Origin of the sequence: Mucisphaera sp. (genome assembly GCF_965279675.1) — a bacterium.
In the GTDB taxonomy this organism is placed as follows: domain Bacteria; phylum Planctomycetota; class Phycisphaerae; order Phycisphaerales; family Phycisphaeraceae; genus Mucisphaera.
The window spans coordinates 678,377-692,319 of the sequence record NZ_CBDIIJ010000002.1 but is presented as its reverse complement, the minus strand read 5'-3'; the positions used below and the strand labels follow the sequence as shown (position 1 = coordinate 692,319).

Genomic DNA, 13,943 nt, shown 5'->3' with positions numbered 1-13,943 from the left:
CTCCTTCTCACCGCCCTCACCTTCGCCGCCCTCTGCTAGGCCAACCAAGCGACCGCCATCCCCGCTCATCACAAAAAAAAACGCCGGACCCCAACAGGTCCGGCGTTGTTCATTCACTGGCGCCCGCTGGTGCTCATGCCAGCTCGGGGAACATCTTCTTCACCACACCCACCAGCTCGCCCACATGGCTCGCCGATTCATCCATCAGCTTCTGCTCATCCGCATTCAGATCAATCTCAACCACCTTCTCAACACCACCCGCACCCAGCAGCGTCGGCACACCCACAAACAGATCCTTGATGCCAAACTCCCCGCTGCAGAAAGACGCACAAGGCAGAATCCGCTTCTTGTCCTTCACGATCGCTTCCACCATCTGAACCACACCCGCCGCCGGCGCGTAGTAAGCCGACGTCCCCATCAGCTTCACGATCTCACCACCACCCACCTTCGCGCGATCCACCAATTCCTGAAGACGCGCCTCCGAAATAAACTGCGTCACCGGAATACCCGCGATGTTCGTGAAACGCGGCAACGGCACCATGTCGTCACCATGCCCGCCAAGCAGCAGCGCATTGATGTCCTCCACCGAGAAGCCCGTCTCCATCGCAATGAACGTCTTGTAGCGGGCCACGTCCAGACAGCCCGCCTGACCGACAATCTGATTCGTCGGGAAACCCGTCACCTTCCACGCCGTGTAAACCATCGCGTCCAGCGGGTTCGACACCACGATCACCACCGCTCCCGGCGCATGCTCCTTGATGTTCTTGCTCACGTCACTCACGATCTTCACGTTCGTCTCGATCAGATCATCCCGCGACATCCCCGGCTTACGCGGCAACCCCGCCGTCACGACCACCACCTCCGCACCCGCGATGTCCGCGTAGTCCGTCGTCCCCGTGATCTTCGCGTCGAACAACTCAATCGGCGAACACTGCGCCAGGTCCAGCATCTTCCCCTTCACCATCCCCTCCGCCTGCGGAATGTCCAACACCACCACATCCCCAAGCTCCTTCGAAGCCGTCCACAACGCACACGAAGCGCCAACGTTCCCGCCACCAATCACCGCAATCTTTGGACGCTGAGCCATAACAGATCCTTCCGCTTGAATACCACTTGCAACCAATCAAGCCCCTGCTCAGACAGATCGAGCACATATCACGGGACTCCAAAATCTTTACATCGGCATCCTAAACCCACGCCCAAAGCGCCGCAACCACCCCCTGCGGCCACCACCTCAGACACCACGCCAAACCGCAAACGGTTAACACAGACCCGCGTCCCGCCCACAGCGGGTTAACGTTCTGAACGTTTTTTCGCCCGTGTCACTGAAACCCATCCCAACGCCTGCCGATGCTCACAACAAGCAAATCCATGAAACAGGCACTTCGGGAACCAGCAACATGTCCATCAAGCAACGCCTACTGCTCCTCGCCCTCATCCCCACACTCGCCATCCTGACCGTCGCTGGCCTCGGCTGGCAGAGCCTCGCCCGGATCAACGCCGAGCAGACCCGTCTCGCCGACGAACTCAAACCCCTCATCGAGGAAGACTTCGTCCAGCTCGGCCAGTTCACCAAAGCCATCGAGCTCCTCCTCAACGCCGATCGCGACGGCTACCAGGCCATCCTCGCCGAAGCCGATGCCCTCAAAACCAACGACCCCGATACTCTGCAGCAGGCCCTCGACACCGCCCGTGAAAACCGCGACCAGGTCCGCGAGCGGGCCACCCAGGCCATCGACGCCTTCGACCAGCAATCCATCGAAACCCTCGATCAGGCCATCGCCGCCTTCGAAATCTGGTCCGCCCAGTCCGAACAACTCTTCGAAGCCAGAAGCAACGGTCAGACCCCACAGCAACTCGCCGACCTCCGCGTCGCCTCGCGAACCAGCTTCCAGGCCTTCCGTGACCAGCTCGACCAGGCCGTCGGCGTCCTCGAAACCAAACTCGAAGCCAACCGCCATCACATTGCCGAAGCCAAAGCCGTCGCGCTCAGCAGCACACTCAGCATCCGCGGGCTCAGCAGCCAGGCCATTACCTGGTTCGCCATCACCGCCGCCGCTGCCTCGGTCATCGTCATCACGCTCGGCTTCTTCACAGCCCGATCAATCACCAGCCCCATCCAGAAGCTCGTCGCAGAGTTCCGCGACATCGCCAACGGCAAGGGTGATCTCACCCGAAAGATCAAGGACAGTCGAAACGACGAGATCGGACAACTCAGCCAGGCCTTCAACAGGTTCATCGAAACCATGAGATCCACCCTCATCGATGCCAGAGCCTGCATCGAGGGCTTTGACCAAACCGCCCAAGAAATCGAGTCCCGGTCCGAGCAGACCACCCGCGACAGCCGTGATCAATCAACCAAGGCCGCCCAGGTCGCCGCCGCCGTCGAAGAGTTCGCCGCCTCCGTCTCCGAAGTCGCCGACAAAACCGGACAGGCCGCCAGGGCCAGCCAGTCCGCCTCCTCCACCGCTTCCCAGGGCGGCGAAGTCGTCGGCCAGACCATCACGGGCATGCGCGCCATCGCCTCCGCCGTCGAATCCGCCGGCACCGTCATCGCCAAGCTCGGCCAACGCGGACAGGAAATCGGCGAACTCGTCGAAGTCATCAACGACATCGCCGACCAGACCAACCTCCTCGCACTCAACGCAGCCATCGAAGCCGCCCGCGCCGGCGAACACGGCCGCGGCTTCGCCGTCGTCGCCGATGAAGTCCGCAAACTCGCCGACCGAACCACCAAAGCCACCGAGGAAATCGCCAAGTCCATCGAAGGCATCCAGATCGAAACCCAGCAGGCCGTCGAAAGCATGAACGAGGGAACCGCCAGCGTCGAAGCAGGCGTCGACCAGGCCAGCGAGGCCGGAACCAGCCTCCAGAAAATCGTCGCCGGCACCGACGACCTCTCCAACATGATCCAGTCCATCTCCGCCACCATCGAACAGCAGGCCGGCGTCACCGAAACCATGGCCAAAGATATCGCCGAGATCGGACAAATCTCCGAACAGACCGCCGGCTCCTTCGAGGCCATGGCCGCCACCGTCTCAGGACTCACCCAGCAGTCCGCCACCGCACGCCAGACCATCGCACGCTTCAAACTCGACTAAACCAGCCCAAACCCCACGCCCACAGCACCCGCGGCCACAATCCCGCGGGTGCTGTCCTACGCGCCCCACACCCACTAACATCCACTCCCCCAACAACCCCACGAGACCGCCATGCGACCCAAGGACATCACCGGAAAACTCACGCCAGGCGACCACCACATAGCCATCGTCGTCGCACGCTTCAACGAGTACATCACCGAACACCTCCTCACAGCCGCCCTCCACACATGGGAGCAGCTGGGCGGCCACCCCGACAACGTCACCATCGCCCGCGTCCCAGGCGCCTTCGAACTCGCCGTCACCGCCCGCAAACTCGCCGAAGACCCGAACAACGCCGCCGTCGTCTGTCTCGGCTGCGTCATCAAAGGCGAAACCGACCACTACGACCACGTCGTCGAACAGACCGCCCAAGGCGTCCAGCAGGCCGGCACCCTCACCGGCAAACCCTGTATCTTCGGCGTCCTCACCTGCGAAACCCTCGAGCAGGCCATCCACCGCGCCGGCGCCAAGATGGGCAACGCCGGACGATCCGCCATGCTCACCGCCGTCGAGATGGCCAACCTCATCCGAACCCTCGATGCAGAACCCAAAGACTGATCCCCGCAACCATCGACTAAACTAAACCCATGAAGCAACAGGCCCGCCTCATCCGTCGCCTCGCGATGCAACTGCTCTACCAGATCGACGTCACCAGCACGCTCGACCCCGAAGCCCTCTACGAAGGCATCGCCGACACCGAACTCTGCGCCGACGAGAAACACACCGCCGTCGACCTCGCCGTCGCCGCCTGGAACAACAAACAAACCGCCGACGAACAGTTCACAAAGCTCGCCCCAGACTGGCCCACCCACCGACAACCACCCGTCGACCGCGCCATCCTCCGACTCGCCCACCACGAAATCACCACCGCCCGCGTCTCCGACCGCATCGCCATCAACGAAGCCGTCGAACTCGCCAAAGACTTCTGCACCGAAGAATCCCCCGCCTTCATCAACGCCCTACTCGACAAAGCCACCCACAACAAAACCACGCCAACCGCAGACTCCAAGCCCCGCTCAACCCCAGACCCCGCTTCATCGACAGACCCCACCACCCCAACACCCGACACCAACCCCAACCCACCCTCCGAATCCGCCTGGCTCGAGGACGCCCTCAACCCCAAGTCTTGAACGCCATGATCAGACATCGGCGGCTGTGGTCAGCTCGACTGGCCACAGGACCAACAATCACGCGCCTCCATTCCTTACCATAACCCCATGCCCGCAACCCCCGCCGATCTTGCCGCGCAGGTCCTCGCCGCCGAAGCCGATGCCATCCGCGCCATACCCCTCAACAAAGCCACCTTCTCCCGCGCCGTCGAACTCATCGCCGGCCGATGCCACACCCTCTCCGGACAAACCCAACGAGCCAACACCGCCAGCGGGGGGGCCCTGGTCATCTCCGGACTCGGCAAGTCCGGACTCATCGCCCAGAAACTCTCCGCCACCTTCGCCTCCACCGGCACACCCTCCCACTTCCTCCACCCCGCCGAAGCCATGCATGGCGACCTCGGCCGCGTCCGTGCCAACGACGCTGTCCTCCTCCTCTCCTACTCCGGCAACACCGACGAAGTCGTCTCCCTCGCCGCCATCCTCAAACAGGACCGCGTCCCCACACTCGCCCTCGTCGGGCCCACCGGCTCCGACCTCGAACGACTCTGCGACATCACACTCCACGTCGGCGACATCAACGAAGCCTGCCCCAACGGACTCGCACCCACCGCCTCAACCACCGCCATGCTCGCCTTGGGCGACGCCCTCGCCCTCGCCGTCAGCCAACGCAGAGACTTCTCCACCGAAGACTTCCACCGCGTCCACCCAGGCGGCGGGCTCGGCCGCCAACTCATGCCCGTCCACGAAGCGATGCGCTTCACCGCCGGGCCCAAAGGCAACCTCCCAGCCCTCCCCGAAACCACCACCCTCGCCGACGCCTTCCACAAAACCGCCGCCGCCGCCGCCAAAGCCGGCGTCCGCCGCGCCGGAGCCCTCCTCGCCGTCGACAACGAAGGACGACTCACCGGCATCTTCACCGACGGCGACCTTCGACGACTCCTCTCCGAACGCTCAGGCGAAAACCTACTCAACCTCCCCCTCGGCCAGGTCATCACCCGCGACCCCCGAACCCTCCACCGCGACGAACCCGTCCGAAACGCCGTCCGCATCATGCGCGAACTGAGAATCGACGAGATCCCCGTCATCGACGAAGCCAGAATCCCCCTGGGCATGATCGACGTCCAGGACCTCGTCGCCCTCAAAGTCATCGAAGGCTAGAACCGGCATCCGGAATGCCCAAAGAACATCCGCTCCGGGTGTCAGGGTTTCGAAGTCAATCCGCCGAAGGAAGACGGAAGACCGAAAACCCTGCCAGCCTGAACAACATCACCCACCCACCCCCAAAAACACCCCAAACAACACCAGCGACACCAACGCCGCCACCGTCCGCACGTGATTCCAAAACACCCAATCCCTCAGGTAACGCTGCCAATACGCCTCCGCCTCAGCCGTCGTCGCCTCCAACCGAGCCAGCGCCTCGTTCATCGGCACGTTGCACACGACCGTCACACCAAAAGTCCCAATCACATAGAAGCCACCCGCCCCAACCAACGCCACCGAACGCGCACCATCCATCCACCACAACCCGACCGCCACACACGCCAGACCGACCCCCGCCGTCCCCATAAACACCCCCAGAAACCAGGGATTCAGCACCGTCACGTTGATCCGCTGCATCGCCCGAATCCCCTCCGACGCCGGCACCTCCGCCAGCCCCCGCATCACAAACGTCGAGAACGCAAAGAACGTCCCCGCCATCAGGCCCGATCCCACCAGCCCGCCATAAACAAGCACGCTCGTCAACTCAATCACGACGCCACCGCCTCTCCCCAGGCGCCTTCAGCCGCCACCCGCTTCACGTAATCCTCAAACCGACCCGGCCCACGACCCAAAGCCTCCCGCACGCCATGAGCCACCGAGGCATTCCGACCATCCAGCACCTCGGTAAACAAAAATTCCAGCAACCCGATCATCCCACTCGGCACCCGCTGCGCCTCCAACCCTTCACGAAACGCCTCGCCGCTGATCTCCACAAACCCAACGTCCCGACCCGTCACCTCCGCAATCACCGCCACCGCCTCCGCAAACGTCAGCAGCTCCGGACCGGTCACCTCGTACACCTTCCCCGCATGTCCATCCTCGGTCAGCGCCGCCACCGCCACATCCGCGATGTCATCCACATCGATAAAAGGCTCACGCACATCACCCACCGGCAGCGCCACCGTCCCGCCCAGCACCTGCTCCACAAACGCCCCCTCGCTGAAGTTCTGGTTGAACCAGCTCGCCCGCACCACCGTCCATTCGGGCCCCGCCTCAGCGATGATCCGCTCCGACTTCTGCGCCTCGGCCTCCCCCCGACCCGAAAGCAGCACCAGCCGACGAACCCCCGCCTCCGCCGCCATCCGACCAAACAGCCGCATCGCTTCCGGAGCCTCGGGCACCGCCAGATCAGGCGAATACACCACATACGCCGCATCCATCCCCGCCAACGCCGCCGCCCACGTCCCCGAGTCCTGCCAGTCAAACGCCACCCCCGCCCGACGCGACCCCCGCCGCACCTCATACCCCATCTCCTCCAACCGATCCGCCACCCGACGACCCGTCTTCCCCGTCGCCGCCGTCACCAGAATCCGCTCAATCGCTCCTGCATCCATCATGGGCCTCGCTTCCGTTAGCTCCGCGTCTCACATCAACGCCATAAGGCACACGCCCGATGACAACGAAAGCAGTATGGGCTCATTCGAATGGACAAACAATGATAAATATGCCTTATTAGTTGATCAAAAATCTAATTATGTGGACGATCAGCAGAGATCGGCTACGCTGACAACATGACTCAGACCCAAACCAAGACCCAGACCGGACCGCCCCCAGACGCCTGGACCGACACCGACCCCCTGGGCCAAACCCTCCACGCCCTCCGCATGACCGCCGTCGTCTACGCCCGCTCCCACCTCCACGCTCCCTGGGGCTTCAGCCTCCCACCCATGGACCACTGCCTCCTCTACCACGTCGTCACCGCCGGACAATGCTGGCTCGACCTCCCAGGCAGCCAGCCCACCCAACTCGTCCCAGGCGAGTTCGCACTCGTCCCCCACGGTCAGGGCCACGCCCTCCTCTCCCAGCCCGGCCAGCCCGCCCCCAACTACTTCGACCTCCCCGTCCAACGCCTCACCCCCCACTACGAAACCCTCGACCTCACCGCCCACAACCCCACAGGCCAAAGAACCACCCTCATCTGCGGGGCCGTCCGCTTCGAACACCCCGCCGCCCGCGAACTCATCGCCATGCTCCCGCCCCTCCTCCACCTCCAGACCTGGGGCAACCACCAAACCGACTGGATGCACAACACCCTCCGACTCATGGCCGCCGAACTCCAGTCCGAAAAGCCAGGCGGCGAAACCATCGTCACTCGACTCGCCGACATCCTCGTCATCCAGGCCATCCGCTCATGGATCGAGAACAACTGCCACGCCCACACCGGCTGGCTCGCCGGACTCCACGACGACAAAATCGGCCCCGCCATCCGCGCCATCCACAAAGACCCCACCCACCCCTGGACCCTCGCCTCCCTCGCCGACGCCGCCTGCATGTCCCGCTCAGCCTTCGCCGCACGCTTCAACCAGATCGTCGGCGAAACCCCCATGCACCACCTTACCCGCTGGCGCATGCACCTCGCCTCCGGCTGGCTCCACGACACCGACATCACCATCTCCCAATGCGCCCAACAACTCGGCTACACCTCCGAAGCCGCCTTCAACCGAGCCTTCAAACGCATCCTCAAAACCACCCCGGGCAACTACCGCAAGACATCAAGACAACAGGCAATCACCTGAAATTCATAACGACTAGCCGAAATCTCAGCCACAGCATCAATCCCTCAGGAAAATTGGTCCAACGGAGGATGCTGAGCTTCCTGAAGTGCACGCGACGCAGCAAACAAAATCTTGAATCACACACCCCGCCGCAACACGGCCAAAGCCCCGATACAACCAAGCACCAGCGAACTCGGCTCAGGAATAGCAACATTCGCGAGATACAACTCAAGCCCCGCAACATCACCGCTGAAGCTATCAAACGTGAACGTCAGCTCGTGCTCGCCGCCGAGCAGAGAAGGATGATTGACCACAACCTGACGCACCTGAAACACATCGGTGAGATCCGAAGCCTGCAGATAATCCAAGACGATGTCCCCAAGGGTTACCGTAAGAACCCCGTCTTCCTGCCCAAACAGATATTCGTACTCAAGCAGAAACGGTTCGTCGGGCACCACAAGACTCTGAGACATCGATGAAGGCGAAGAGGTCACCAGCAACATCGTCGGATCCACCGGCGAACCGCTCGGCCGCTGCGTCGCTCCACCCTTGCCGCTGATCGTCCAGCAGTTCTGCTCCCACTGCTGAGTCAACGCATTAAAGAAAAACGAATTGCAAAGCGGAATCGGAATCAACGTAGGCGTCTTCGGCTCCGAGACAACCACCGCCTCACGCCCATCCGCCAACGCGATCGCATAAACAATCTGATCATTGTCGTTGAAACCAGACCGACGACCGTCACTATTCGAGACAAACGGAACGTCACCACCCTGGAAGAAGATCTCAGTGATCGGGCTCGTCACGCCATTTAACTCAAACGGCATCCCGACGTAAGCAACCAGCGTCAGATTCCGATTGTTCTGCCCGTCATAAAAATAGAGCGCCTCGGTATTCGTCGCCTGCCCGCCTCCCGCTGCAACCGTCGCCACAAATGCCACGTTATCCTTGTTGTTCAAAACCGCCGAGCGACCACCGACACCAATACCCGCTGCCGAAATCGTCGCACCCGCAGGCAGACCCACTGCTGGCGTCCCAGCCCGGACAATCTGGTGCAGCGCACCCGACGAATCATCCATCCACAAGCTCGCGGCGTTCTCATTGCCCGCCGTGATGATCCCAGGCCCGCGAAGATCATCCGCCACGAAGGCCGTCGTCCCTCGGTCGTTGATCACCGGGAAACGCACATTCAAACCATTGAAATCATTGCCAAAAATCACCCCGGGCATACCCGGCACCGGGTCTCCCTCACGCACCACAATGCCCAGGTCAGTATCCGCCAAGCCGTTCGGACTAGCCGACGAAATCAACGCCTCGTTCCGATCAGCCGGCAGCGTCCCCGTGAAGATCGGCATCGTGCTCGGCCCGTTGTAAGGCAGCAGCCCACCATAAAAAGCAACCTGCCCACTGTTGTTCACCCCACCGAGATAGTCGACGCCACGCACCCCAACACCCGGGATCACCGGGTCAAGGGCCTTTGCAGCAATCTGGAACGATCCCGACTGCCCCACATAAATCACGCTCCCATTAAAGGCGCCACCGGTCGGAATGATGTCCTGGACGATCGTACGCACCGCGATCTGACCCGCATCATTAATGTAGTTCTGCACCGGATCGATGGAGGTCACGCGATGATCCTCATTAAGGATCGGTACGAAGTTGGGCGCCTGCTGTCCAACCTGCAGGTGCTTCACACCCGTGCCACCACCACCGGAAGTAAACACCGCCAGGGCGTCCGCCGAATCAAGCACACCCGTGAACAAAACATCACCAGCGTTGTTCAGCCGCGGCACGGCGGTCGTCACTCGATAAGCATCCCCACCAATTGCCGGATCCGACTTCCGCGCGATCAATTCAAGACCACTGGCCGAGTCATACTTCCAAACGCCATCGAAATTCCCACCGTTGATGCCCGGTCCCTGAAGCTGCTGGTAAAAAACCAGATCGCCCCCATCGTTCAAAACAGCCGGAATGTTGAACCCCCGGAACAGCCCCGCCGGCTGAGTTGAGCCCACGTTGGGCGCAGGCTGCTGACCCGCCGCGATCGCCGGACCGTAGCTGTAACCGGCACTCCCGGGCGAAGCCGACCACAGACCCGACCCAGCACCAACAGGCGTGCTCGCGCTGGGGAAGACCACATCGCCACCAGCATTGATCGTCGTGAAACCAAACCCCACAAAGTCGCCCGAAGGCGAAACCCCACTCGCCGGGTCCGCGGTATCTACGACAACCTGGTGCTCAAAAGTTAAAGCGTGAGCCGACCCCCCCGACGCCACCACACAAACGGCGAAACCCAGCACGAAAGCACGTGATAAAGCCAACAGTCCTCTCCTTCTCCAATAGCGTCCGACCAACTCGCATCTGCGTTATCGATTCGATAAACACTTTAAAGCCAAGGAGCCGCGGCCTGCAAGCAAAATCTCACACAAACGCCCATCGATCCCGCCAGGCGAACCCAATACGACGCGACTGGATCGCTCCTCAAGGGACCTGACCCAAACAAGTTCATGCCCCAACGCCCTAAAACAACCTTTCGAGAAAACAACGGCATCTCGGCCTTCACTTCTCCGCTGAAAAATCCCGCTCAGCCTTCGCCGCCCGCTTCAACCAGATCGTCGGCGAAACCCCCATGCACCACCTCACCCGCTGGCGCATGCACCTCGCCTCCGGCTGGCTCCACGACACCGATATCACCGTCTTCCAATGCGCCCACCAACTCGGCTACACCTCTGAAGACGCCTTCAACCGAGCCTTCAAACGCGTCTTAAAACCACCCCCGGCCAATGGCGCAAAGCCAAGCAAACCCAAACTCCCTGAGACTAAGCTCACGACCGAGTGCCTTGGTCACCCAAAGCAGACCCTCGCGAATCAAGCCTTGACGTCAAAGTTACTGCATGTCAATATGGGACAATCTGATATCAGTGATATCAATAATTCCCAGAGGTCATCAATGCCACAACTGTTGCTCCGCGACATCCCCGAAGATCTCAAAGATTGGATCGATAATCGCAGCCACGGGCTGCGAACTTCTCAGAAGGAGTTTGTCCTGTCGGTCCTTCTGGATGCATGGAAGTCTGGAAACACAAAACTTCCGCTCTTTGACGGTGTTGTGGATAAGCGCGTAATTGATCCGCCTTCGATCCCCTTCACGTTCATTGATTTATTCGCAGGTGTTGGCGGCATGCGCATCGGCTTGGAACGAAACGGCGGCCGCTGTCTCTTTACGAGTGAATGGGACAAGTATGCCCAGAAAACCTACCATGCATGGCACGGGGACATGCCCGAAGGCGATATCCGGACGATTGATCCTGAAGCTATCCCCGATCACGATGTGCTGGCTGCTGGCTTCCCGTGCCAGCCGTTTTCGATCGCTGGGGTATCGAAGAAGAATAGCCTTGGCCGCGAGCACGGCTTCAAGGATGTGACCCAGGGAACGCTATTCTTTCACGTGGCTGAGATCATCGAGGCTAAGCGCCCCCCAGTGGTGCTGCTGGAGAACGTCAAGAACCTGCGCTCTCACGACAAAGGCAAGACTTGGGGCGTGATACGCCAGACCCTCGAAAACCTGGGCTACGTGGTCCACGACCGGATTATCGACGCGGCTCCTTGGGTACCCCAGCATCGCGAGCGGATCTTTATCGTCTGCTTCGACACCACAGTTTTCGGCTCCTCGCCGGGCTTTAAGTTCCCCGAGCCACCCGCCAACAAGTCCCCACGATTCCGAGATATTCTCGATCCCGACACCCCTGCGAAATACACACTGACTGACCATCTCTGGTCCTACCTTCAAGCCTATGCCGCCAAGCATAAAGCTGCGGGTAACGGGTTTGGCTTCGGCATGACCGATCTGGACGGGGTCAGTCGCACATTAAGCGCACGTTATTATAAAGATGGCTCGGAAGTACTGATTCCGCAGAAGAAAGGCCAGAACCCAAGACGGCTTTCCCCGCGCGAGGCTGCCAGGCTGATGGGATTCCCAGACGATCTGCCGATCGTGGTCTCCGACACCCAGGCCTACAAGCAGTTCGGCAACGCCGTCGTGCCGCTGGTAGTCGAAGCCATCGGCCGACAGATCATCAAGGTCATCGGCGAGCATCTGACCCGCCGCCCCAATGGCTGCCTGATCAAGACTACCTCACGCGGCCGCAGGTCGGCCTGATCTGCCGGAGAAGCCCCGATGCGCCTGACTCAGTTCTTCACGGGTGTAGCCGCCAAACAACTGCGCGCGGTCGAGGCAGATACCAATACCTCCAACCAGCACGAATTCAACGGCATCAACCTGTTCCGCCAGATTCTCGGTGACCGGGACCGCTCTTTTGAGACAGTGTTTCTTTATCTAGACGACGAGGGCGAGCCCCTGTCGTCCCACGGTCACACGACTTGGTACGACTCCCGCCGAAACCAGCCCCGCCGCTCGGCGGAGTATCGGCTTTACTTCCCTTCGACAGAGGTCTCCTCGCTCTACACGCCAGGCGATTTGCTCATCGTCGCGCAACGTCCCGATGACACACTGCTGATCATTGCTGCCCCGGCGGGTTCCAGCGTTGGAGACCAGCTTCTTTGGCTTTTTGGTCTCGAGTCCCCCAACGGTTCGTCTGAAGTCCGTCATGCAGCTGAAATCGATCGCGAGGTTGATTACGTTGTCCGGTGGGTGCTCGAATCCATCGGCATAGAGCCACCCACGCCCGAGACAGATACGAATTTGCTTCTCGAACAGTTCGGCCGTTCGATGCCCAACACACGCGTGTTCTCGGATTTCGCTAGAGAGCAAGCCGTTGCCTGTAACCCGCTCGATGATCCTGACCACGCTCTGATCACATGGCTGGAGAGCGAGGAGCGGTACTTTCGCGCCTTCGAACGGCTGCTATTGGAAGAGCGCCTGCGTAACGGTTTTATTACCGACGAGGATCAGGTTGATGTAGACGGGTTTATCGCGTTCTCTCTCAGCGTACAGAACAGGCGTAAATCTAGGGCTGGCTACGCCTTGGAGAATCATCTCGAACATGTATTCGAGGCTTGGCAGCTTCGTTTCGACCGTGGTGCCACGACCGAAGGGAAGGCCAAACCAGATTTTTTGTTTCCCAGCAGGGCTGCATACCTAGACGCAAGCTTCGCGGCCAATCGGCTTGCGATTCTTGGAGCCAAGGCCTCCTGTAAGGATCGTTGGCGTCAGGTCCTTGGCGAAGCTGATCGCATTCATGTCAAACACTTGGTGACCTTAGAGCCGAGCATCTCCGTCACGCAGACCGAAGAGATGAAGAGCCGCAATGTGCAGTTGGTATTGCCAGCCGGGATCCACAGCTCTTATTCAAAAAATCAGCAGTCCTGGCTCTGGACGGTAAAGGGATTCATCGCACACATACGCGATCTGCAACAGCCGTGACAGACGTACTGACCCCTAATCAGCGTCGCCGAAACATGCAGGCGATCCGTAGTGCAGATACCAAGCCCGAGATGTTGGTCCGCTCTTTGGTCCACCGCATGGGCTACCGGTTCCGACTCCACCACCGTGATCTGCCAGGCCGTCCTGACCTTGTTTTTCCAAGCCGGCGCAAGGTGATCTTCGTGCACGGATGCTTCTGGCATCAACACCCCGGCTGCCGCTATGCCACCCGACCTGCCACACGGCCAGAGTTCTGGGCCACCAAGCTTGACGGCAATCGTGAGCGTGACCAAAAGGTGCTCCGCGAACTCCACCAGTTGGGGTGGGACGTCGCCGTGATATGGGAATGTCAGACAAAGAATCTGGACCAGCTCAGGAACACACTTCGAGGCTTTCTTCGAGCCTGATGTCGCGTCTGGTCAGTGATCTCCCGCTAAACGAAATTACAAGCCCCTACACCGACCTTGGTCACCTTCGTGCGCGCGCCAGAACTGCCGAAAACGCCCCGAAACCGATCAAAACCGCACGAAAACAGCGCGTTTCGAGCCGATAACGG

General features: G+C 60.7%; 12 protein-coding genes and 1 pseudogene. 9 read left to right on the top strand and 4 right to left on the bottom strand.

The genetic code is table 11. From position 1 onward, the window contains the following. Positions 1–133: 133 nt before the first annotated feature. On the bottom strand, positions 134–1,087 hold the full coding sequence (mdh, locus tag ACQZAB_RS03105; protein WP_428386982.1) for a malate dehydrogenase: 954 nt from the start codon (positions 1,085–1,087) through the stop codon (positions 134–136). A 313-nt stretch (positions 1,088–1,400) separates the two neighbouring features. Here mdh and ACQZAB_RS03100 point away from each other — a divergent pair, with 313 nt between their 5' ends. From ACQZAB_RS03100 to ACQZAB_RS03085, 4 genes are all read left to right on the top strand, one after another. Beyond that, on the top strand, positions 1,401–3,101 hold the full coding sequence (locus tag ACQZAB_RS03100; RefSeq protein ID WP_428386981.1) for a methyl-accepting chemotaxis protein: 1,701 nt from the start codon (positions 1,401–1,403) through the stop codon (positions 3,099–3,101). 111 nt (positions 3,102–3,212) lie between these two features. Then, positions 3,213–3,698 carry a 6,7-dimethyl-8-ribityllumazine synthase gene (ribH, locus tag ACQZAB_RS03095; RefSeq protein ID WP_428386980.1) on the top strand — a complete coding sequence of 162 codons (486 nt, stop codon included), beginning with the start codon at positions 3,213–3,215 and terminating at the stop codon, positions 3,696–3,698. A gap of 29 nt (positions 3,699–3,727) precedes the next feature. After that, entirely contained in the window at positions 3,728–4,270 is a 543-nt protein-coding gene (gene nusB, locus ACQZAB_RS03090) for a transcription antitermination factor NusB (protein ID WP_428386978.1), read from the top strand. A gap of 87 nt (positions 4,271–4,357) precedes the next feature. Next, positions 4,358–5,410 (top strand): KpsF/GutQ family sugar-phosphate isomerase, encoded by a 1,053-nt coding sequence (locus tag ACQZAB_RS03085; RefSeq protein ID WP_428386976.1) that lies wholly within the window; start codon positions 4,358–4,360, stop codon positions 5,408–5,410. A gap of 108 nt (positions 5,411–5,518) precedes the next feature. Here ACQZAB_RS03085 and ACQZAB_RS03080 read toward each other — a convergent pair whose 3' ends face one another. After that, positions 5,519–6,004, bottom strand: a complete 486-nt coding sequence (locus ACQZAB_RS03080) for a DUF1772 domain-containing protein (RefSeq protein ID WP_428386975.1) — start codon at positions 6,002–6,004, stop codon at positions 5,519–5,521. Continuing rightward, positions 6,001–6,849 carry an NmrA family transcriptional regulator gene (locus ACQZAB_RS03075; RefSeq protein WP_428386974.1) on the bottom strand — a complete coding sequence of 283 codons (849 nt, stop codon included), beginning with the start codon at positions 6,847–6,849 and terminating at the stop codon, positions 6,001–6,003. The genes ACQZAB_RS03080 and ACQZAB_RS03075 overlap by 4 nt, the downstream gene beginning before the upstream one ends. Positions 6,850–7,023: 174 nt before the next feature. Here ACQZAB_RS03075 and ACQZAB_RS03070 point away from each other — a divergent pair, with 174 nt between their 5' ends. Continuing rightward, the gene (locus ACQZAB_RS03070) at positions 7,024–8,028 is read left to right on the top strand and encodes an AraC family transcriptional regulator (RefSeq protein WP_428386973.1); all 1,005 of its coding nucleotides are present in this window, start codon (positions 7,024–7,026) and stop codon (positions 8,026–8,028) included. 116 nt (positions 8,029–8,144) lie between these two features. On the opposite strand, the gene ACQZAB_RS03065 is transcribed toward ACQZAB_RS03070, so the two are convergent. Continuing rightward, positions 8,145–10,325: a DUF7453 family protein gene (locus tag ACQZAB_RS03065; RefSeq protein ID WP_428386971.1), complete on the bottom strand. Its 2,181-nt coding sequence runs from the start codon at positions 10,323–10,325 to the stop codon at positions 8,145–8,147. A gap of 266 nt (positions 10,326–10,591) precedes the next feature. On the opposite strand from ACQZAB_RS03065, the pseudogene ACQZAB_RS03060 reads away from it, so the two are divergent. The 4 genes and pseudogenes from ACQZAB_RS03060 to ACQZAB_RS03045 form a co-directional block, all read left to right on the top strand. Next, a pseudogene (locus tag ACQZAB_RS03060) lies at positions 10,592–10,774 on the top strand (helix-turn-helix domain-containing protein); the annotation flags it as partial. A gap of 132 nt (positions 10,775–10,906) precedes the next feature. After that, positions 10,907–12,163: a DNA (cytosine-5-)-methyltransferase gene (gene dcm, locus ACQZAB_RS03055; RefSeq protein WP_428390128.1), complete on the top strand. Its 1,257-nt coding sequence runs from the start codon at positions 10,907–10,909 to the stop codon at positions 12,161–12,163. A gap of 18 nt (positions 12,164–12,181) precedes the next feature. Further along, a complete protein-coding gene (locus ACQZAB_RS03050; RefSeq protein WP_428386969.1) occupies positions 12,182–13,387 on the top strand; it encodes a type II restriction endonuclease in 1,206 nt (401 codons plus the stop codon). Further along, positions 13,384–13,794 carry a very short patch repair endonuclease gene (locus tag ACQZAB_RS03045; protein WP_428386968.1) on the top strand — a complete coding sequence of 137 codons (411 nt, stop codon included), beginning with the start codon at positions 13,384–13,386 and terminating at the stop codon, positions 13,792–13,794. The genes ACQZAB_RS03050 and ACQZAB_RS03045 overlap by 4 nt, the downstream gene beginning before the upstream one ends. Positions 13,795–13,943: the final 149 nt, after the last annotated feature.

What these genes read in the sequence shown, in the direction of transcription:
- ribH (WP_428386980.1), top strand. Translation starts at nt 3,213, where the DNA reads ATGCGACCCAAGGACATCACCGGAAAACTCACGCCAGGCGACCACCAC.
- dcm (WP_428390128.1), top strand. Translation starts at nt 10,907, where the DNA reads ATGGGACAATCTGATATCAGTGATATCAATAATTCCCAGAGGTCATCA.
- nusB (WP_428386978.1), top strand. Translation starts at nt 3,728, where the DNA reads ATGAAGCAACAGGCCCGCCTCATCCGTCGCCTCGCGATGCAACTGCTC.
- ACQZAB_RS03100 (WP_428386981.1), top strand. Translation starts at nt 1,401, where the DNA reads ATGTCCATCAAGCAACGCCTACTGCTCCTCGCCCTCATCCCCACACTC.
- ACQZAB_RS03075 (WP_428386974.1), bottom strand. Translation starts at nt 6,849, where the DNA reads ATGATGGATGCAGGAGCGATTGAGCGGATTCTGGTGACGGCGGCGACG.
- ACQZAB_RS03070 (WP_428386973.1), top strand. Translation starts at nt 7,024, where the DNA reads ATGACTCAGACCCAAACCAAGACCCAGACCGGACCGCCCCCAGACGCC.
- mdh (WP_428386982.1), bottom strand. Translation starts at nt 1,087, where the DNA reads ATGGCTCAGCGTCCAAAGATTGCGGTGATTGGTGGCGGGAACGTTGGC.
- ACQZAB_RS03085 (WP_428386976.1), top strand. Translation starts at nt 4,358, where the DNA reads ATGCCCGCAACCCCCGCCGATCTTGCCGCGCAGGTCCTCGCCGCCGAA.
- ACQZAB_RS03050 (WP_428386969.1), top strand. Translation starts at nt 12,182, where the DNA reads ATGCGCCTGACTCAGTTCTTCACGGGTGTAGCCGCCAAACAACTGCGC.